Below are 19502 nucleotides of genomic sequence, written 5' to 3' on the forward strand. Positions count from 1 at the left end.
CGCAGGTGACTATCTTCCGCATGTCGATGAACACCACCACCACCGCCGCCACCACTGACACGTCCACCGCCTGGTACGAGCTCGCGCTGTGCGCCCAGACGGGCCCGGGCTTCTTCTTCCCCGAGCCCGGCTCGTCGCTGCGCGACGCGAAGCGGCTGTGCGGGGCGTGCGAGGGGCGGGCGGCGTGCCTGGAATACGCCCTGGACAACGACGAGCGCTTCGGCGTCTGGGGCGGCCTGTCGGAGTCGGAACGCCTCACGCTGCGCCCGCGCCGCGGCTGATCAGGTCTGCGTACCCTTCCCGCTGCGCCGCATCAGCCCGACCCTCAGCGCAAGCCCGTCATCCCCGCCGCTCCACCCCTCCCCGGGCACCTTGTCGGGCACGACCCGCACGGGATAGTGCCCCCCGACGGGCGACACGACCCCGCCGAACCGGGGATCCCCCGCGAACCAGATCGGACCGTGGCTGCCGCGTTCCCCGTCCGTGAGTTGAACGGGAAAGGGGAACATGCGGAACGTCGGAGCAAAGTCTGCCGAGAACCTGATGCGGATGACCGACGGGCGTCGAGGATCGTGCGTGCAGGGCAGCTCCCGCCAGGGATATGCCTGGAGTACAGAGGCGATGCGTTGGCGCCGCCAGTAGGCGATGGCTACTACGGGAAGGAAAGGGACGAGCAGGACGACCACGGCTACGAGGAGGGGGGCGAACACGACCAGGCCGAGACGCATGCCTGCCACCGCAATGATGCAGGCAGAAGCCAGGCTCCCCAGCCAGACGGCACGCCGGAAAGCCAGGCGCCTGTAGCCGACGGCTGTTGGACGGTGGTCCCACGCGACCTTGGTGAGCATGCCTGTCACAGGAGAACCTCCAGAAGTCGTGAGGTCCTGGTCGATTCCACAGGGCGGGGGTCGGGGTTGGTGAAGCTGAGTGTGTGTGCGACGGCTTCCAGGATGCTGGTGTAGGCATCGGCGTAGCCGACTGCCGCGCTGGTCAAATCCAGAATCAGAATGTGCTGCCCACTCGGATCCGTGGTGGCGGCTCTGGCCTGAAATAGATGGTTCTCCATCCCGTCCAGCGAAATTAGCCCAGCGACGAGACAGCAAGGTAGATCCGAAGGCAGGTCGATGAACTTGCGCAGCGCATCGCGCCACAGGGTGGAACGGGCGATGGCCAGGGCTGTCTGAGCCACGGATACTCGAGGGTTTCGGTGATGGGCGGGCTTAACTGCCAGCGAGAACAATGAGGTCGAGACGCCGGCAAGGTCGTCAGGGTGCAGGCCAATCGAGGTATACGCGACATCGTGACTCTGGAGGCTGATCAGCCCCCTCATGAGCTGCGCGATGTCCCGTCGTGCTTCCGCGCTATCGAGAGCATCAGTTGCTGCCTCGAGAGCGGATCCGTCGCTCGGGCTCATGTCGTAGAAGCCTGGAGGCAGTCGGAACCAGAGCGGTGGCACAGTGTTGTCACTCTTCACGGCCTCATCGCCGCCCAAGCACTGGCTGCTTTCGCAGCTCCTGAAGGCGCGTCGTCCAGTACGCCGCGGGCACCGTCCACGGCAGTGGCCGTCTGTTCAACGGACTCACTGTCAGAGACATAGCCGGAGCTTGCTGTGACTGCCCCGAGTGCTGGTGCGATCAGGCCCACAGATTTCCGGACCGCCGGGTCTGTCGTCCGGACGCCCCATGTGATCAGCGGGTTCTCGACGCTCTGGATGGTCAGGCCCGTCGACCACGTCGTGCTTCGGAATGCCGATGTGCCGGGGGAGAGGGCCGTCAGGGCGCTGGCTTCCGGGGCGGCCGCCATGGCCGCGCGGGCCGCCGCCGTGCCGGCCTTGGCGCCTGCGGCGACCGCCGCGACGCCCGGGACCGAGCCCGCCGTGTCGCCGAGGAGGGTCACCGCGCTCTTCCAGAAGTTCGCGTCGAACTCCCCCTTCGTCGCGCCGTCGACCAGCGGCTTGCGGAACTTCGGATCCGCCAGGTGCGTCGTCAGCGCCGCCAGGGACAGGCCCCCCGCGACCAGCATCACCGCCAGGCCCGCCGGCGGGCAGAAGAGGGCCACTCCGGCGCCGATCGCGCCCAGGATCGCCGAGGCGTTCGACAGCGCGTCGCCCGGGTCGTCCGTGATCTTGCGCCAGAGCGAGGCCATCGCGCCGGGTTCCTTCGGCGCCAGCCGGTCCGCGGCCGCGTCCAGGGTCCGGGCGACCCTGCGGGCCACCGCGCCGTGTTCCGCGGCGAGTTCCCGGGCCAGGCGGCGGGCGTCCGTCAGGGACTGCTCCGTCTTCGCGGCGGCGGCCTGGGACTCGTACCGGGCCGCCAGCGCACGGTGGGCGACCAGGGTGTCGTGCCACGAGGTGAGCCGCTTGGCGGCCTCCGCGAGGGACGTGTGGGCCGAGCCGAGGTAGCGGGGGAGGTCCTTCGAGAGGGAGGCGCGGAACGCGGTGGCGGCTTCGCCCTGCCAGGCCGAGCTGTGGGCGACGAGCGACTTCATGATCCGGGACGCCTCGCCGAGGGAGGCCGCCGAGGAGGAGAGCTTCTTCGCCAGGGCGAGGACCGCCGCCGGATTCCCCGGCGCCGGGTCGAAGCCCAGCGCGGTGTGCTCAGCCACGGGGGGCCTCCGCCGCTGCGCGGAAGGCGGCGCGGATCGCCTTCTCCAGCTCCGCGTACTCCGCGGCGCTGCGGTCCACGCCCTCGCGCACCGCCTTGACGCGCTGGGTCAGCTCACGGGCGCCGTAGGACCATCTCTCCTGGAAGCCGTCGCAGGCCGCGTCCAGGTCCGCGGTCCCCAGCTGGTCGGCCCGTACGTGGTCCAGCGCGCGCCGGGCCTCCCGGAGGGAGACCAGGGAGGAGTCCAGGGCACGGGTCAGGCGGGTCAGCTGGTCGATGTCCACCTGGAGCGAGGTCATGACGCGAAACCCTGGCAGAGCGCGGCCCTGCCAGGGCAATCGACTTCACTCGGCCGAGCGAGCGGAAACCGGTCAGGCCTTGCGGGCCGCGATGCGCGCCGCGCGGGCGGCCAGGCGCTCGTCGAACTTGCGTGCCTCGGAGTCCAGACCGTTCATGAACAGGCCCAGTTCCTCCTGGGCCTTGCGGCCCTCGGGGGCCAGGCCGTCGACGTCCATGATCTTCAGGAAGCGGATCACGGGGCTCAGGACGTCGTCGTGGTGGATCCGCAGGTTGTAGACCCCGCCGATCGCCATCTGCGCGGCCATCCGCTCGAAGCCGGGCATCCCGTGTCCGGGCATCCGGAAACCGACCACGACGTCCCGTACGGCCTGCATGGTGAGGTCCGGGGCGATCTCGAAGGCCGCGCCCAGCAGGTTGCGGTAGAAGATCATGTGCAGGTTCTCGTCCTGCGCGATGCGGGCCAGCATCCGGTCGCAGACCGGGTCACCGGACTGGTGGCCGGTGTTGCGGTGCGAGATGCGGGTCGCGAGCTCCTGGAAGGCCACGTACGCGACCGAGTGCAGCATCGAGTGGCGGTTGTCGGACTCGAAGCCCTCCGACATGTGCTGCATCCGGAACGCTTCCAGCTTGTCCGGGTCCACGGCGCGCGACGCCAGCAGGTAGTCGCGCATCACAATGCCGTGGCGGCCCTCCTCGGCCGTCCAGCGGTGCACCCAGGTGCCCCAGGCGCCGTTGCGCCCGAAGAGGGAGGCGATCTCGTGGTGGTAACTGGGGAGGTTGTCCTCGGTCAGCAGGTTCACGACCAGCGCGATCTTGCCGATGTCGGTGACCTTGGACTGCTTCGGGTCCCACGCCTCGCCATCCTCGAAGAAGGCGGGGAAGTTCCGGCCGTCGGACCACGGAACGTAGTCGTGGGGCATCCAGTCCTTGGTGACCGCCAGATGCCGGTTGAGCTCCTTTTCGACCACTTCTTCCAGCGCGAACAGCAGCTTGGCGTCCGTCCACGCCTCCGAGCTGCCGAGGTGGGGAGAGGTGATCGTCACGGGTACTCCTGGGTGCAAAGCGAATTACCTACGGTTCCGTAGCTTACGGACTCGTAGGTTAAGCGCGACATCAAGGCGAGCCAAGCCCCAGGCTTGAGTATGTCCGGTTACATCCAGTTATCTATGCAGTTTGAAGGCGCCCATGTGGGGCACTGTGGGGCCAAAGTCATGCCGGAATGTGATGCTCCGCGTCCACTTAATGGTGCGAATCGGTGTCCCGAGAGTCCCGATCACGACTGTGGCGGGGGGATCCCCCCGCCACCCGCCTTCCCGCGCTCGGGGCTGACTGGAAATACCATGAGAAGTCAGTAAGTAGCGGCACAAGTAGTAGAACTGCGAACCAGGTTGGGCTACGGTCGGTAGCGCAAGTCTCACACGGGGCAACGCCGTGGTCTTGCGCGAGCACTCCGGGACCACACCGGTCTTCGATCACCGCCGTCGACACACCCATACGTCGGCACACCCATACTTGGAGCAGCACGATGACGGGCACTCTCCGTGGCCTGAGACCGGTCCGCGAGATCCTGCAGATACCGCCCGAGGCGGAGAAGCTGAACTACTCGCTGGGCCTGCACGGCAGCGCGTACTGCGCGGGCACCGCGCGGTCCGTGGTCCGGCCCCTGCTCACCCGGCACGGCCTGTCCGACCTGCGTGACGCCGCGGCCCTCGCGGCATCCGAACTCGTCGCGTGTGCGCACCGGTTCACACCCGACACCGAGATGGTACTCAAGGTCCGCTGGCAGTTCGACGCGTTGCGGGTCGTCGTCTACGACCAGCACCCGGCACACTCCTCGCCGGAAGCGCGCGAGGAGTGCCGGAGCCGGCGCAACCGCGGGATGTGGCTGCTCGCCGCGACCGTCGAGACCTGCGGCGGGGACTGGGGGCTCACCCCCGTCCTGACCGCCACGGGCGGCACCAAATCGTGGGCCTTGCTGCCGCGCCAGCCCAAGGGGTGAGGCGTTCCCCTTTTCTCCGCCCTCCGCTCTCCGCTCTCCGCTTGTGGCCTCACACCGCGGGGGCTATCCGTGCCACAGCGTCTCCCGGACCTCCTCGGCCGTCGTCGCGCGCAGTTCGCCGTCCAGCAGCAGCCACCGCGTGACCCCGATCGACTCCAGGAACGGCACGTCGTGGCTCGCCACCACGAGGGAGCCCTCGTACGATTCCAGCGCGTCCGTCAGCTGACGGACGCTTCCCAGGTCCAGGTTGTTCGTCGGCTCGTCCAGCATCAGCAGGTGCGGAGCGGGCTCCGCCAGCAGGAGCGCCGCCAGCGCCGCGCGGAAGCGTTCACCGCCCGACAGGGTGCCGGCCGGGCGCTCCGCGCGGGCGCCCCGGAAGAGGAAGTGCGCGAGTCGCGCCCGGATCACGTTGTTCGTGGCCCGCGGGGCGAACCGCGCCACGTTCTCCACCACCGAACGGCCGTCGTCCAGTACGTCCAGCCGCTGCGGCAGGAACCGCGTCGTCACGTGGGTCACGGCCTCACCGGACACCGGTTCCAGCTGCCCCGCGATCGTGCGCAACAGCGTGGTCTTGCCCGATCCGTTGCGGCCCACCAGGGCGATCCGCTCCGGACCGCGCAGCTCCCACTCGCCCCGTACGGCCGCCCCGTGGGCCAGCCGCAGGTCGCGCAGGGTCAGGACGCGCCGTCCTGGCGGGACCTGGGTCGCCGGCAGCCGGATCCGGATCTCGTCGTCGTCGCGCACCGCCTCCACCGCGTGGTCCAGGCGCTCCTGTGCCTGAACCAGCTTCTCGGAGTGCATGATGCGGTGCTTGCCGGCCGACTCCTGTGCCGCCCGCTTGCGTGCGCCCATGACGATCTTCGGTTCGCGCTTGTTGTCGTTCATCTTCTGGCCGTACCGCTTGCGCCGCGCCAGTTTGACCTGGGCGTCGGCCAGTTCGCGCTTCTGCCGCTGCACGTCGGCCTCGGCGACCCGGACCATGCGCTCGGCCGACTCCTGCTCGGCGGCGCGTAGTTCCTCGTAGTCCGTGAAGTTCCCTCCGTACCAGCGGACATGGCCGTCTCGCAGGTCGGCGATCTGGTCGACCCGCTCCAACAGCTGCCGGTCGTGGCTGACCAGGACCATCACCCCGGTCCACGACTCGACCGCCGCGTAGAGGCGGCCGCGGGCGCGCAGGTCCAGGTTGTTGGTGGGCTCGTCCAGCAGCAGTACGTCGGGCCGGGCGAGCAGCAGTGCGGCCAGCCGCAGCAGCACGCATTCGCCGCCCGACAGCTCGCCGACCGTACGGTCCAGGCCGATCCGGCCCAGTCCGAGCTGGTCGAGCGTGGCGACGGCCCGTTCCTCGACGTCCCAGTCGTCGCCGATCGCGGTGAAGTTGGCCTCCGTGGTCTCGCCCGCCTCGATGGCGTGCAGGGCCGTGCGGGCGGTGTGGATGCCGAGTGCCTCGTCGACGCGCAATGCGGTATCGAGGGTGACGTTCTGCGGCAGGTGACCCACCGAACCGGCGACGGTCAACCGGCCTTCCGTGGGCGACAGTTCGCCGGACGCGAGCTTGAGCAGGGTGGACTTGCCGCAGCCGTTGAGCCCGATCAGGCCGGTGCGGCCGGGGCCGACGGCGAGTTGCAGCCCGTCGAAGACGGGAGTGCCGTCGGGCCAGGCGAAGGAGAGGTCGGAGCAGGTGATGAAGGTAGGGGCATGACTCATGGAGGCTCCAGGTTGCGTGAGTGGTGCGTGCAACACGGGGAGACAGCCGACGGACGGTCGATGGCGGCGGACGCCAGGGCGGGTCGGTGTCTCGAACCTCAGACGAGCAATGTCCTGCTCCGTTTCGGCGGCAATGGGGCGCCTCTGAAACTACGGGCGGCCGGGGCCGTCCGCAAACGAATTCGGCGCCGGCCCGCCGGCCGCCGCCCGTGCGTGCCGGAGTTCCCGGCGGCGGCGGTCAGCAGGTGTCCCGCATCAGCTCGGCCAGGCTGTGGTCCATGTCGAGGTAGAGGTGCTCCAGGCCGGGCGGCACCACGGTCGAGGCGCGTTCGAGGAAGTGGAGCAGGTCGGCCGTCACCACCAGCACGATCGCCACCCCCTCGGACGCGTGGAACTCGATCGTCGTCCGGTCGGCGTCGTAGGGGCGCACACGGACGTCTCCGCTGCCCGAGGCGCGGCCCAGCCCGGCTTCCAGCAGCTCGCGGGCGAAGGTCCAGGAGATCTCGATGCCCTCCAGCGTGGCCGGGGCGGGGAAGGCCATGCGGACGGCGAACGGATCCGCCCGGTCGTAGCAGAGGGTGACGGGCACGGTCTCGACCTTCGGCGCGGTGGCGACCAGACGGGCCTGCACGGCCTGCTCGATGACAGTGATCAAGGCACACTCCCTTGCGGCGGATCTGCTGCCGGGCTGTGGGTGGAACCCGGCAACCCGGTAGACGCCGGAATCGGCAATTCCGTGCATGGAGGGTGACGTGACCTGTGTCACCGATTGGCCGGAAGTCTTCTGTGTGATCGCACAGAGTGACCAGGTGGCCGGAGACGCCCGAAGGGCGGGCGGTCGGTCCGCTGGCCGCGCGGTGGCCCGAGAAGGGCCGGTTACCGCTCACTCGACAGGCCCAAGCGCCGCCCGAACACTCCTGGGGCACCGCCAGAGGACCACCCGAGCGCCGTCTCGCCGGGCTGGGCACCGAGGCGCCCTGGACGGCGGATCCGGGGTGCGTTAGCTTCCGGCGCCATGAGACTTCTGGGATTAGGGGTGGGCGTGGGAGCCGCGGCGCTGCTGGTGGGGGTGCTGGCGGCCCCCGCACAGGCGGGCGCGGAGCCCGGAGATACGCGGACCGGGATGGGGGAGGCGCTGGGTGCGGAGCCGGCGGGAAGCGGGCGCGGTGGGTACGGCCCGCGCGGCGTGGGGTGGGCGTTGAAGGAGACCGGCGAGAGCGCCGCGGGCTCCCGCTTCCGCGGGCTGGCCGCCGTCAGCCGGACCACGGCCTGGGCGGCCGGCTCCAAGGGAACCGTGCTGCGCACCGTGGACGGCGGCCGCAGCTGGCGCGACGTCTCGCCGCCGGGCGCGGTCGCGGAGGGGCTGGAGCTCCGCGACGTGGAGGCATTCGACTCCCGGCGGGCGGTGGCCCTGTCCATCGGCGAGGGCGAGGCGTCCAGGGTGCTGCGTACCGAGGACGGCGGCGCCACCTGGACCGAGACCTTCCGGAACTCCGACCCCCGGGCGTTCTACGACTGTCTGACCTTCTTCGACTCCCGGCACGGGCTGGCGATGAGCGACCCGGTCGACGGCAAGTTCCGCATCCTGGCGACCGACGACGGCGGGCGGACCTGGCGGGTGCTGCCGGACCAGGGCATGCCGTCCGCCCTGCCGGGCGAGGCGGGCTTCGCCGCGAGCGGCCAGTGCCTGACCGCCGCGGGCTCGCGGGACGTCTGGCTGGCCACCGGCGGCGGGGCGACCGCACGGGTCCTGCACTCCGCCGACCGCGGTCTGACCTGGCGGGTCGCCGAATCCACCCTCCCGGCCGGCGACCCGGCGCGCGGGGTCTTCGCCCTGGCCTTCCGCGACCGTACGAGGGGACTCGCGGTCGGCGGTGACTACCGCACCGGCGAGGCTTCGCCGCGGGCCGCGGCCCGTACCTCCGACGGCGGCCGCGGCTGGCGCCAGGCGGCGACCCCGCCCCCGGCGTACCGGTCGGGCGCGGCCTGGTACCCGTACGGCGCGGACACGGCGCTGGCGGTGGGGCCGACGGGCACGGACGTCACCACGGACGGGGGCCGCAACTGGCGGCCGCTGGAGGCGGGTTCGTTCGACACGGTCGACTGCGCCCCCGACGGCGGCTGCTGGGCGGCGGGCGAGAAGGGCCGGGTGGCCCGGCTGGAACGGAAGTGACGCGGCGGGGGCGTCGGCCGCGGTAGCGCGGGCGGGGGCCGCGTCCGGCGGGGGCCGCGTCCGGCGGGGGCCGCGTCCGGCGGGGGCCGCGGTAGCGCGGGCACGCGCGGGGCCGGCCGCCCCGCACCCCCGCCCGGAGCCGAACCTCGGCCCGGCTCCGCTGCCGCCCGGCCGTGCCTACACGGCCGGGTTCTCGCGGACCGTCGACAGGTCCGCCGAGGTCTTCGTCGCGATGAACTCCGTGATGCGGTACGCGCAGACGTCCGCCACGACGAAGGGGTCCTCGGCCGCGATCTTCTCGATCTCCTCGCGGGAGACCCCGCCGGCCAGGATGATCCCCCCGTCGCGCGGGACCTTGCGGCCCGACGCGAGGAAGACGCCCGCGGCGTAGTGGCCGTCCAGCCAGGCGATGTGGGCGTCCATCTCGTTCTCGACGGCTTCGACGGGCGCGGTGTAGGTGAGCTCCATGACGAACATGATCGCCAGGCTACTCTCGCCCATCATGACACGTGTGAAGACCCCCGCCGATGAGGCCGAGGCCCGGGCGATACAGGACGTACTACGCCATCAGGTCGTGCTCACCGAACTCGGCCCGCCCCCCGGACTCGGGCTCGTCGCCGGTGTGGACGTCGCCTACGACGACGCACGGGACCTGGTCGCCGCCGCGGCCGTGGTGCTCGACGCCGCCACGCTGGAGGTGGTCGAGGAGACCACCGCCGTCGGGCGGGTCAGCTTCCCGTACGTGCCCGGGCTGCTCGCCTTCCGCGAGCTGCCGACCGTGCTGGCCGCCCTGGACGCGCTCACCAGCGCGCCCGGCCTCGTCGTCTGCGACGGCTACGGGCTGGCCCATCCCCGCGGCTTCGGCCTGGCCTGCCACCTCGGGGTGGTCACCGGGCTGCCGGCCATCGGGGTCGCGAAGAACCCGTTCACCTTCACGTACGAGGAACCGGGCGCCCGGCGGGGCGACGCCGCCCCGCTGCGCGCGGCGGACGGCGCCGAGGTCGGCCGGGCGCTGCGGACCCAGGACGGGATCAAGCCGGTCTACGTCTCCGTGGGCCACCGGGTCTCCCTGGAGAACGCCTGCGCGCACGCCCTGGCCCTGAGCCCCCGCTTCCGGATCCCCGAGACCACCCGGCACGCCGACTCCCTGTGCCGCCGGGCGTTGAAGGAAGCCTCCTAAAGGGTCCCTTCCGGATCTTGACGGGCCCGCGTTGTCCCCCCGGGGCCCTCAGCGGGTGTCCGCCACCCGGAAGGTGATCCCGGCCTTCTGGAGGCGGGGGATCAGCGCGTCGCCCATCGCCACCGCCGTCGTCAGCTGTCCGGCGGCGTCGGGCAGGGCGTCGTACGCCAGGCAGAGCGCGGACTCGGCCAGCATCTTCGCGGTCTCGCCGTACCCCGGGTCGCCGCCCGAGACCTCGGTGAACACCCGCCGCCCGCCCCCCTCGCCCACGAAGCGCACCGTGAACCAGCTGCGCGCCCGCCGCTCGGCGTCCGGGCCCCGGCCGGGCTCCCAGCGGTTCATCAGCCAGCGCCGGGCCGGCGGGACCTGGGCCAGGGCCACCGTCGCGCCGATCGCCGCCGTACCGCCCACCGCGACGGGCAGGTGCCGGACGGAGGCGTAGTGCCGGTAGCGGAAGTCCGGTCCGTACCGCTCCAGGGCGGCGGCCGAACGGGCCACGATCGCGGGGTCCAGCGTGGGCAGCGGAAGCGCCCAGGTGCCGGTCTCCCGGCTGTACCGGGGCGCCCCCACCGGCCCGCGGGCCCGGCGTTCGAACCGCCGGGGCTCGTGGAGGCGGCGGGCGCGCGCGGCCGCGAGGGTCTGCGGGCCGCGGCTGAGCGCGGTCAGTGCCGACGTCAGGGTGCCGCCGGAGAAGACGGCGTTGGACCTGAGGAACCCGTCGACGCGCAGCGGGACGCCCGTGGGCAGCCGGCCGACCGTGAAGTACGCGCCCAGGTCGGCCGGGATCGAGTCGAAGCCGCAGGCGTGGACGAGCCGGGCACCGGTCTCCCGGGCCCGCGCGTCGTGCTCGACGTACATCCGGTCCACGAACTCCGGCTCACCGGTGAGGTCCACGTAGTCGGTCCCGGACTCGGCGCAGGCGGCCACGAGTCCGGCTCCGTACCAGACGTACGGGCCCACGGTCGTGGCCAGCACCCTTGTGGAGGCGGCCAGTTCGCGCAGGGCGTCGGTGTCGTCCGCGTCCGCCGTGAGGAGCGCAAGGTCCGCGCACGCCGGGTCGATCGCGGCGAGCCGCTCGCGCAGCAGCTCCAGTTTCGCCCGGTTCCGGCCGGCCAGGGCCCAGCGGCAGCCCGCGGGCGCGTGCGCGGCCAGGTACTCGGCGGTCAGCGTTCCGACGAAGCCCGTGGCGCCGTAGAGCACCACGTCGTAGTTACGTTCCTGGTCCATCCCGCGAACTCCTTCGTCCGTCACCGCGTCCTCTGGCCGCTGTCGCCCGCCGAGGCTAACCTGCCCGCGCCGGCGGCCGGTACGGGCGGGTCCGTACAGGGCCGTGCCCCGGGGACGGCCGCAGAGGGCGTCCCCGGGGCACGGGTGGTGAGCCGGCCGGTGGTCAGCTCTTGTCGTAGTAGCCGAAGATGTCGACGATCAGGTGGGTGGAGCCGTAGCTCTGATTGAAGAAGTCGACGAGGCCGTCGGGGCCACCGGTCGCCTGGACCAGGTTCGGGACGGTCTTGCCCGGCGTCCAGTTCAGGGTGGACGAGGTGGGCGCGGGCGGCCACGACGCGAAGTCGTTCTCGTACGCGTACAGCGTGTTCGGGTCCGGCACGACGCCGAGGAAGCCGTTGGCCTTCGTGTCGGTGACGGTGGTGTTCAGGACCCAGCTGGTCTCGTGCGGGCGGTTGTGCCCCAGCGCGATGTAGGCGTAACCGAAGTCGTCGAGCGGGCCGGAGTCCCAGTCGGCGTCGCCGCGGGTGTCGAGCAGGCGCTCGGGCTGGACCGGGCGGTAGGCGCCCTCGCTGTCCGGGCTGTAGAAACCGACGACGTCGACGATGACGTCGGTGGCGCCCCAGGCGCCGTTGCGCACGCTGATCTTGCCGTCCTTGCCGACGGGGACGATCACCGCGTTGGCGATGGTCTGGCCGGCACTGAAGTTCAGGTTGGACGTCGTGGCCTGCTGCCCGCTCGGGAACACGCTCAGGTGGCCTTCGCTCTTGGGCTCGGTCACGGTCACGTTCAGGGCGACCGCGGTCACGCCGGTGGAAGGAACGTTGTTGCGGCCGGCGATCTGGACGCCGAACGTGCCGGCTCCGGGCACCTGCCCCTTCTTCGCGCCGAGCCCGGAACGGGTGTCGACGAGACGGGAGGGGGCCAGCGGGGTGTAGCCGCTGGACGAGGTGTGGGTGAAGTAGCCGGTGACGTCGGCGATCAGGTCGACCGTGCCGCCGCTGTGGTTGTACAGGTCGACGTGACCGTCCGCGCCGACCGGCACGATCACCAGGTTCGGGACGGTCTGGCCGGCGTTGTAGTTCACGTTCGACGAGGTCGGGCGGTCGTCGCCCGAGCCGTACGCGGTGATGTGGCCCGAGCTGGTGGCGTTGGTGACGGTGACGTTGAGGACCACGGCATTGACGCCGGCCGGGATCTTGGCGGCGCCCTCGATCTTCACCTTGGCGGTGCCGAAGGCGGCCACCTTGGCCGCCTTCGGCGCGCCCGTGCCGTCGCGCGTGTCGAGGAGGCGGGTCGGGGTGTGCGGGGTGAAGTCGGAGCCCAGGGTCCACAGGTCCATGGTGTTGACGGCCCGGGCGCCCGAGTTGTCGGACAGGGTGACCTTGGCCGTGTAGTAGCCGATGTCCTTGTAGGAGTGCTGCAGCGGCACGGTCTCGCTGCCGTAGACGTTGAACTGGTCGGTGCTGCCGTCGCCCCACTCGACGCTCAGGCTGAGCAGCGTCGAGTCCGGGTTCGTGACCGCGGCGTCGATGTGGACGCCGCGCGCGCTGGTGCCCCAGCCGCTGAGCCCGACCGTCGGGTCGGCGGCGACGGCGCCATCGGCCTGCGGAGCGGCCTTGCTCTTGGCGTTGCCCTTCGGCGCGAACCGGACCGTGCGCTCGGCCGGGCTGCTGAACTTCTGCTGTCCGACCTCGGTGAGGTCGGGCGTGCTGTCGACCCCGTGGGCGTCCGGCTTGCTGGACTTGGTGGGCTGGACCGGGTCGGCCGCGTGGGCCAGACCCGGTATGAGACCTACACCGGCCGCGATGACTGCGGCGGAAAGCATGAGTCGGCGATTGCGCACCGGCCCCCCCCATTTTCGTTTTTTGAACTTGATCAGGTTTGAAACCAGGCTCAGAGTACATAGCCGTACGTGGCTTGATCAGGGGGGTAGGGCATCCAGTTCGGCGCGGGCCGGCGCGCTCCAACGCCCCTATCCACCCCGATCGGGACAGACTGCTAAGCGCTTGCTCGCCCAAGGGGTTGTGCGGAGGGCGGCACGTTCCTAGCATCGCTGGTGTTACATCAGTTGTGTCACACAGTCGCAGACCAGAGACACCGGGGGCCCGATGGCAGTGACAGGGAACGGTCCGCTCGCCGGGGTGCGCGTCGTCGAGCTGGCGGGCATCGGCCCGGGCCCGTTCGCCGCCATGCTCCTCGCCGACCTGGGAGCGGACGTCGTACGGGTGGACCGGCCCGGCGGGGGCGGGCTCGCGGTCGATCCCGCCTACGACGTCACCAACCGCAACAAGCGCTCCGTACTGCTCGACCTCAAGTCCGCCGGAGGGCCCGCCCGCGTCCTGGACCTCGTCGAGCGGGCCGACGTGCTCGTCGAGGGCTTCCGCCCGGGGGTCGCCGAGCGGCTCGGTGTCGGCCCGGCCGACTGCCACGCGCGCAATCCGCGGCTGGTCTACGGCCGGATGACCGGCTGGGGCCAGGACGGACCGCTCGCCCACACCGCCGGTCACGACATCGCGTACATCGCCGTGACCGGGGCCCTGGGCATGATCGGCGAGCCGGACGGGCCCCCGGCCGTCCCCGCCAACCTGGTCGGGGACTACGCGGGCGGCTCGCTCTACCTGGTCATCGGGGTCCTCGCCGCCCTTCAGCACGCGCGTGCCACCGGCGCCGGCCAAGTCGTCGACGCGGCCATCGTGGACGGCACCGCCCACCTCACCGCGATGATCCACGGCATGATGGCGGCCGGCGGCTGGCAGGACCGGCGCGGGGCCAACCTCCTCGACGGCGGCTGCCCCTTCTACGGCACCTACGCGACCTCCGACGGGCAGTACATGGCGGTCGGCGCGCTGGAGCAGCAGTTCTACGACACCTTCACCGAACTGCTCGGCATCGCGGACCGGGCCCCCGCCCGCAAGGACCTCGCCCGCTGGGGCGAGCTCCGCGAGGCCGTCGCCGAGCGCTTCCGGACCCGTACGCGCGCCGAGTGGACGGCGGTCTTCGAGGGCACCGACGCCTGCGTCGCGCCCGTGCTCTCGCTGCGCGAGGCGCCGGAGCACCCGCACCTCGCGGCCCGCGGCACCTTCACCGACTTCGGCGGGATCGTCCAGCCCGCACCCGCGCCGCGGTTCTCGGCGACCCCGGCCTCCGTGACGAGCGGCCCGGCCCGCCCGGGCGCGCACACCGCGTCGGTGGCCGCCGACTGGGGCGTGCCGGAGCTGCTGGGAGAGGCGCCGGCGGGGGCTCCCGCCGGGACCGCGGGCGAGCCGCCGGGGGAGGGCTGATGGAGCCGTCCATGACGCGCGACCACGCCGGCGATCCACGCCGGGCGGCCGACGCGGCCGCGGCGGGGTACGTCCGCGCGCGCCGGGGCCGCCCGCGAGGCGGGCGTCACCCCGCTCAGCATCACACCGGCCGGCCCCGGGCCGGGCCGGCCGAACGCAACCGTCAGGAACTGGCCTTGAGGAGCCGACCCATGCAGCGCCAGATCTTCGAAGCCGACCACGAGGCGTTCCGCGAGACCGTCCGCACCTTCCTCGCCAAGGAGGTGCTGCCGCACTACGAGCAGTGGGAGAAGGACGGCATCGTCAGCCGGGAGGCGTGGCGCGCCGCCGGCCGCCAGGGGCTGCTGGGCCTGGCCGTCCCGGAGGAGTACGGGGGCGGCGGCAACCCCGACTTCCGGTACGCGGCCGTGATCGCCGAGGAGTTCACCCGGGCGGGCGCCCCCGGGCTCGCCATCGGGCTGCACAACGACATCATCGGCCCGTACCTGACCTCGCTGTCCACCGAGGAACAGAAGCGCCGCTGGCTGCCCGGCTTCTGTTCCGGCGAGACCGTCACGGCCATCGCGATGACCGAGCCGGGCGCCGGCTCCGACCTCCAGGCGATCCGTACGACGGCGGAGGACCGCGGCGACCACTGGGTGCTGAACGGTTCGAAGACCTTCATCTCCAACGGCATCCTCGCCGACCTGGTCATCGTGGTCGCCAAGACCACGCCCGACGGCGGGGCGCACGGCCTGTCGCTGCTCGTCGTCGAGCGCGGCGCCGAGGGCTTCGAGCGCGGCCGCAACCTCGACAAGATCGGACAGAAGGCCCAGGACACCGCCGAGCTGTTCTTCCACGACGTGCGCGTGCCGAAGGAGAACCTGCTCGGGGAACTGAACGGCGCCTTCGTCCACCTGATGACCAACCTCGCGCAGGAGCGGATGGGCATCGCGATGGCCGCCATCACCGCCTCCGAACACCTGCTGGAGATCACCACGCGCTACGTGAAGGAACGCGAGGCGTTCGGGCGGCCACTGGCCAAGCTCCAGCACATCCGGTTCGAGATCGCGGAGATGGCCACCGAGTGCGCCGTCACCCGTACCTTCCTCGACCGGTGCATCGCCGACCACACGGCGGGCGAACTCGACCACGTCCACGCCTCCATGGCCAAGTGGTGGGCGACCGAGCTCCAGAAGCGGGTCGCCGACCGCTGCCTGCAACTCCACGGCGGATACGGCTACATGAGCGAGTACCGGGTGGCGCGCGCCTTCGTCGACGGCCGCATCCAGACCATCTACGGCGGCACGACCGAGATCATGAAAGAGATCATCGGCCGTTCCCTCCTGGGCTGACCCGCCCCCACCGACCTCCCCCCAGCACCCTGCGAAAGGCTTGACCAGTGAGCACCGAAGCTTACGTATACGACGCGATCCGCACCCCGCGCGGGCGAGGCAAGGCCAACGGTGCCCTGCACGGCACCAAGCCGATCGACCTGGTCGTCGGCCTCATCCACGCCCTGCGCGAGCGCAACCCCGGACTGGACCCGGCCGCCATCGACGACATCGTGCTCGGCGTCGTCGGCCCGGTCGGCGACCAGGGCTCCGACATCGCCCGGATCGCCGCCATCGCCGCCGGGCTCCCGGACACCGTCGCGGGTGTCCAGGAGAACCGCTTCTGCGCCTCTGGCCTGGAAGCCGTCAACATGGCCGCCGCAAAGGTCCGCTCGGGCTGGGAGGACCTGGTCCTCGCGGGCGGCGTGGAGTCCATGTCCCGCGTGCCGATGGCCTCCGACGGCGGCGCCTGGTTCGCCGACCCGATGACGAACTGGGACACCGGCTTCGTGCCCCAGGGCATCGGCGCCGACCTGATCGCCACCATCGAGGGCTTCTCCCGGCGCGATGTCGACGAGTACGCGGCCCTCTCCCAGGAGCGCGCCGCCGCGGCCGTCAAGGACGGCCGGTTCGCCGGGTCCGTCGTCCCGGTGACCGACCGCAACGGCCTGGTCGTCCTGGACCACGACGAGTTCATCCGCCCCGGCACCACCGCGGACACCCTCGCCCGGCTGAAGCCGTCCTTCGCGGACATCGGCGACCTCGGCGGGTTCGACGCCGTCGCCCTGCAGAAGTACCACTGGGTCGAGAAGATCGACCACGTCCACCACGCGGGCAACTCCTCCGGCATCGTCGACGGGGCCTCGCTCGTCGCGATCGGCTCCCGCGAGGCGGGGGACCGGGGCGGCTTGCGGCCGCGCGCCCGGATCGTCTCGGCGGCGGTCTCCGGGTCCGAGCCGACCATCATGCTCACCGGCCCCGCCCCGGCCACCCGCAAGGCTCTGGCGAAGGCCGGCCTGACCATCGACGACATCGACCTGATCGAGATCAACGAGGCCTTCGCGGGCGTCGTGCTCCGCTTCGTCAAGGACATGGGCGTCTCGCTGGACAAGGTCAACGTGAACGGCGGCGCCATCGCGCTCGGCCACCCGCTCGGCGCCACCGGCGCGATGATCCTCGGCACCGTCATCGACGAACTGGAGCGCCAGGACAAGCGCTACGGGCTCGTCACCCTGTGTGTCGGCGGCGGCATGGGCGTCGCCACCATCGTCGAACGCCTGTAGCCGTGGGGTGCGGCGAACGCCCGACCCGCACAGGGCGAACGCTCTCGCAGCCAACGCTCTCGCAGCCAACGCCAGCTCAGCGAACGCCCCACCCCCGCGCAGCGCCCGGGCCGACCCCCGGCCCCTTCCGCCCCGGCCCCGCCGAACGAGACTTCCACGGAGAGACCCACCCATGACCGAGACCCGAACCATCCGCTGGGAACAGGACGAGACCGGCGTCGTCACCCTGGTCCTCGACGACCCCGACCAGTCCGCCAACACGATGAACCAGGCCTTCAAGGACTCCATCGCCGCGATCGCCGACCGCGCCGAGGCCGAGAAGGACTCCATCCGCGGCATCATCTACACCTCCGCCAAGAAGACCTTCTTCGCGGGCGGCGACCTCAAGGACATGATCCGGCTGGGCCCCGAGCACGCGCAGCTCGCCTTCGACACCGGCACCGCCATCAAGTCCTCCCTGCGCCGCATCGAGACCCTCGGCAAGCCCGTGGTCGCCGCCATCAACGGCGCCGCCCTGGGCGGCGGTTACGAGATCGCCCTCGCCTCCCACCACCGCGTCGCCCTCGACGCCCCCGGCTCCAAGATCGGCCTGCCCGAGGTCACCCTCGGCCTCCTCCCGGCCGGCGGCGGCGTCACCCGCACCGTGCGCCTCATGGGCATCGCCGACGCGCTGCTCAAGGTGCTGCTGCAGGGGACCCAGTACAACCCCAAGCGCGCCCTGGAGAACGGCCTGGTCCACGAACTGGCCGCCACGCGCGAGGAGATGCTCGACAAGGCCCGCGCCTTCATCGACGCGAACCCCGAGTCGAAGCAGCCGTGGGACGTACCGGGCTACCGGATCCCGGGCGGCACGCCGTCCAGCCCGCGGTTCGCCGCGAACCTGCCGGCCTTCCCGGCCAACCTGAAGAAGCAGCTGAACGGAGCCCCCTACCCGGCCCCGCGCAACATCCTGGCCTGCGCCGTCGAAGGTTCCCAGGTCGACTTCGAGACCGCGCTGACCATCGAGGCCCGCTACTTCACCGAGCTGGTCACCGGTCAGACCGCCAAGAACATGATCCAGGCGTTCTTCTTCGACCTCCAGGCCGTCAACGCCGGCCGCAGCCGCCCGCAGGGAGTCGAGCCGCGCCCGGTCCGCAAGGTCGCCGTCCTCGGCGCGGGCATGATGGGCGCGGGCATCGCGTACTCCTGCGCCCGGGCCGGCATCGAGGTCCTCCTCAAGGACGTCACCGCCGAGGCCGCCGCCAAGGGCAAGGCGTACTCCGAGAAGCTGCTCGACAAGGCCGTCTCGCGCGGCCGCACGACCGAGGCCCAGCGCGCGGAGCTGCTCGGCCGGATCACCACGACCGCCGACGCCGCCGATCTGGCGGGCTGTGACGCCGTCATCGAGGCGGTCTTCGAGGACACCTCCCTCAAGCACAAGGTGTTCCAGGAGATCCAGGACGTCATCGCGCCCGACGCGCTGCTGTGCTCCAACACCTCCACCCTGCCGATCTCCGGGCTCGCGGAGGGTGTGAAGCGGCCCGCCGACTTCATCGGGCTGCACTTCTTCTCGCCCGTGGACAAGATGCCGCTGGTCGAGATCATCAAGGGGGAGCAGACCGGCGACGAGGCCATCGCCCGCGCCTTCGACCTGGTCCGCCAGATCAACAAGACCCCGATCGTGGTCAACGACTCGCGCGGCTTCTTCACCTCGCGCGTCATCGGCCAGTTCATCAACGAGGGCGTGGCGATGGTGGGCGAGGGCATCGAGCCCGCCTCCGTCGAGCAGGCCGCGGCCCAGGCCGGCTACCCGGCCAAGGTGCTCTCCCTGATGGACGAGCTGACGCTCACCCTGCCGCGCAAGATCCGCAACGAGACCCGCAGGGCCTTCGAGGCCGAGGGGCGCACCTGGGCCGAGCACCCGGCGGACACCATCATCGACCGGATGGTCGACGAGTTCGGCCGGCCCGGCCGCAGCGGCGGCGGCGGCTTCTACGCGTACGACGAGGCGGGCAAGCGCGCCGGCATCTGGCCGGGGCTGCGCGAGCACTTCACCAAGCCCGGGTACGAGATCCCCTTCGAGGACATGAAGGAGCGGATGCTCTTCTCGGAGGCGCTCGACTCGGTCCGCTGCCTCGACGAGGGCGTGCTGACCTCGGTCGCCGACGCCAACATCGGCTCCATCATGGGCATCGGCTTCCCGGCGTGGACGGGCGGCGTGCTCCAGTACGTCAACGGCTACGAGGGCGGCCTGGCGGGCTTCGTGGCGCGCGCCCGCGAGCTGGAGGCGGCGTACGGCGAGCGGTTCGCCCCGCCCGCCTCGCTGGTGGCGAAGGCCGGGCGCGGCGAGACGTACGCGGACTGAGACGTACGCGGACCGAGACGTACGCGGACCGAGTACGCCGGTCCCGGGCCCGCCCGCGCGGGCCGGCCCGGGACCGGGCCCGGTCAGCGGGCGCC

The 19502-nt window shown here is 71.5% G+C and carries 18 protein-coding genes; 8 read left to right on the forward strand and 10 right to left on the reverse strand.

The genetic code is table 11. From position 1 onward, the window contains the following. The first annotated feature begins 20 nt into the window (after positions 1 to 20). Positions 21 to 281 (forward strand): WhiB family transcriptional regulator, encoded by a 261-nt coding sequence (locus ABT106_RS18390; protein WP_351278283.1) that lies wholly within the window; start codon positions 21 to 23, stop codon positions 279 to 281. Here the strand turns inward: ABT106_RS18390 and ABT106_RS18395 are convergent, their stop codons facing one another. The 5 genes from ABT106_RS18395 to ABT106_RS18415 all read right to left on the reverse strand — a co-directional run bounded on the left by ABT106_RS18395 (position 282) and on the right by ABT106_RS18415 (position 3946). Beyond that, a complete protein-coding gene (locus ABT106_RS18395; protein WP_351278286.1) occupies positions 282 to 848 on the reverse strand; it encodes a hypothetical protein in 567 nt (188 codons plus the stop codon). Between the two features lie 5 nt (positions 849 to 853). Beyond that, a complete protein-coding gene (locus tag ABT106_RS18400) occupies positions 854 to 1414 on the reverse strand; it encodes a hypothetical protein (protein ID WP_351278289.1) in 561 nt (186 codons plus the stop codon). A gap of 56 nt (positions 1415 to 1470) precedes the next feature. Beyond that, the gene (locus ABT106_RS18405; RefSeq protein ID WP_351278291.1) at positions 1471 to 2604 is read right to left on the reverse strand and encodes a hypothetical protein; all 1134 of its coding nucleotides are present in this window, start codon (positions 2602 to 2604) and stop codon (positions 1471 to 1473) included. Then, the gene (locus tag ABT106_RS18410) at positions 2597 to 2902 is read right to left on the reverse strand and encodes a DUF6317 family protein (protein WP_351278294.1); all 306 of its coding nucleotides are present in this window, start codon (positions 2900 to 2902) and stop codon (positions 2597 to 2599) included. The genes ABT106_RS18405 and ABT106_RS18410 overlap by 8 nt, the downstream gene beginning before the upstream one ends. A 72-nt stretch (positions 2903 to 2974) precedes the next feature. Then, a complete protein-coding gene (locus ABT106_RS18415; RefSeq protein ID WP_351278297.1) occupies positions 2975 to 3946 on the reverse strand; it encodes an acyl-ACP desaturase in 972 nt (323 codons plus the stop codon). Positions 3947 to 4428: 482 nt separating this feature from the next. Here ABT106_RS18415 and ABT106_RS18420 point away from each other — a divergent pair, with 482 nt between their 5' ends. Beyond that, positions 4429 to 4902, forward strand: a complete 474-nt coding sequence (locus tag ABT106_RS18420; protein ID WP_351278300.1) for an ATP-binding protein — start codon at positions 4429 to 4431, stop codon at positions 4900 to 4902. 63 nt (positions 4903 to 4965) lie between these two features. On the opposite strand, the gene ABT106_RS18425 is transcribed toward ABT106_RS18420, so the two are convergent. Both ABT106_RS18425 and ssgD read right to left on the reverse strand, forming a co-directional pair. Then, the gene (locus ABT106_RS18425) at positions 4966 to 6606 is read right to left on the reverse strand and encodes an ABC-F family ATP-binding cassette domain-containing protein (protein WP_351278302.1); all 1641 of its coding nucleotides are present in this window, start codon (positions 6604 to 6606) and stop codon (positions 4966 to 4968) included. Between the two features lie 238 nt (positions 6607 to 6844). Then, on the reverse strand, positions 6845 to 7261 hold the full coding sequence (ssgD, locus tag ABT106_RS18430; RefSeq protein ID WP_351278305.1) for a spore wall synthesis regulator SsgD: 417 nt from the start codon (positions 7259 to 7261) through the stop codon (positions 6845 to 6847). A 360-nt stretch (positions 7262 to 7621) separates the two neighbouring features. Here ssgD and ABT106_RS18435 point away from each other — a divergent pair, with 360 nt between their 5' ends. After that, complete coding sequence (locus ABT106_RS18435) at positions 7622 to 8779, forward strand: WD40/YVTN/BNR-like repeat-containing protein (RefSeq protein ID WP_351278307.1); 1158 nt, start codon at positions 7622 to 7624, stop codon at positions 8777 to 8779. A 177-nt stretch (positions 8780 to 8956) separates the two neighbouring features. On the opposite strand, the gene ABT106_RS18440 is transcribed toward ABT106_RS18435, so the two are convergent. After that, on the reverse strand, positions 8957 to 9256 hold the full coding sequence (locus ABT106_RS18440) for a YciI family protein (protein ID WP_351278330.1): 300 nt from the start codon (positions 9254 to 9256) through the stop codon (positions 8957 to 8959). Positions 9257 to 9281: 25 nt separating this feature from the next. On the opposite strand from ABT106_RS18440, the gene ABT106_RS18445 reads away from it, so the two are divergent. Then, the gene (locus tag ABT106_RS18445) at positions 9282 to 9959 is read left to right on the forward strand and encodes an endonuclease V (RefSeq protein ID WP_351278309.1); all 678 of its coding nucleotides are present in this window, start codon (positions 9282 to 9284) and stop codon (positions 9957 to 9959) included. A 48-nt stretch (positions 9960 to 10007) separates the two neighbouring features. On the opposite strand, the gene ABT106_RS18450 is transcribed toward ABT106_RS18445, so the two are convergent. Next, positions 10008 to 11186: a saccharopine dehydrogenase family protein gene (locus ABT106_RS18450; RefSeq protein WP_351278311.1), complete on the reverse strand. Its 1179-nt coding sequence runs from the start codon at positions 11184 to 11186 to the stop codon at positions 10008 to 10010. A 163-nt stretch (positions 11187 to 11349) separates the two neighbouring features. Beyond that, complete coding sequence (locus tag ABT106_RS18455) at positions 11350 to 13011, reverse strand: hypothetical protein (protein ID WP_351278314.1); 1662 nt, start codon at positions 13009 to 13011, stop codon at positions 11350 to 11352. A gap of 283 nt (positions 13012 to 13294) precedes the next feature. Between ABT106_RS18455 and ABT106_RS18460 the strand changes: the two genes are divergently transcribed. The 4 genes from ABT106_RS18460 to ABT106_RS18475 all read left to right on the forward strand — a co-directional run bounded on the left by ABT106_RS18460 (position 13295) and on the right by ABT106_RS18475 (position 19407). Beyond that, complete coding sequence (locus ABT106_RS18460; protein WP_351278317.1) at positions 13295 to 14467, forward strand: CaiB/BaiF CoA transferase family protein; 1173 nt, start codon at positions 13295 to 13297, stop codon at positions 14465 to 14467. 191 nt (positions 14468 to 14658) lie between these two features. Beyond that, positions 14659 to 15801: an acyl-CoA dehydrogenase family protein gene (locus tag ABT106_RS18465; protein ID WP_351278319.1), complete on the forward strand. Its 1143-nt coding sequence runs from the start codon at positions 14659 to 14661 to the stop codon at positions 15799 to 15801. Between the two features lie 47 nt (positions 15802 to 15848). Then, positions 15849 to 17063, forward strand: coding sequence for an acetyl-CoA C-acetyltransferase (locus tag ABT106_RS18470; RefSeq protein WP_351278322.1), 1215 nt, complete (start codon positions 15849 to 15851; stop codon positions 17061 to 17063). A 172-nt stretch (positions 17064 to 17235) separates the two neighbouring features. Further along, positions 17236 to 19407, forward strand: coding sequence for a 3-hydroxyacyl-CoA dehydrogenase NAD-binding domain-containing protein (locus ABT106_RS18475; protein ID WP_351278325.1), 2172 nt, complete (start codon positions 17236 to 17238; stop codon positions 19405 to 19407). Positions 19408 to 19502 lie beyond the last annotated feature (95 nt).

Source organism: Streptomyces sp. NPDC002044, from assembly GCF_040296725.1.
Classification (GTDB): domain Bacteria; phylum Actinomycetota; class Actinomycetes; order Streptomycetales; family Streptomycetaceae; genus Streptomyces; species Streptomyces antarcticus.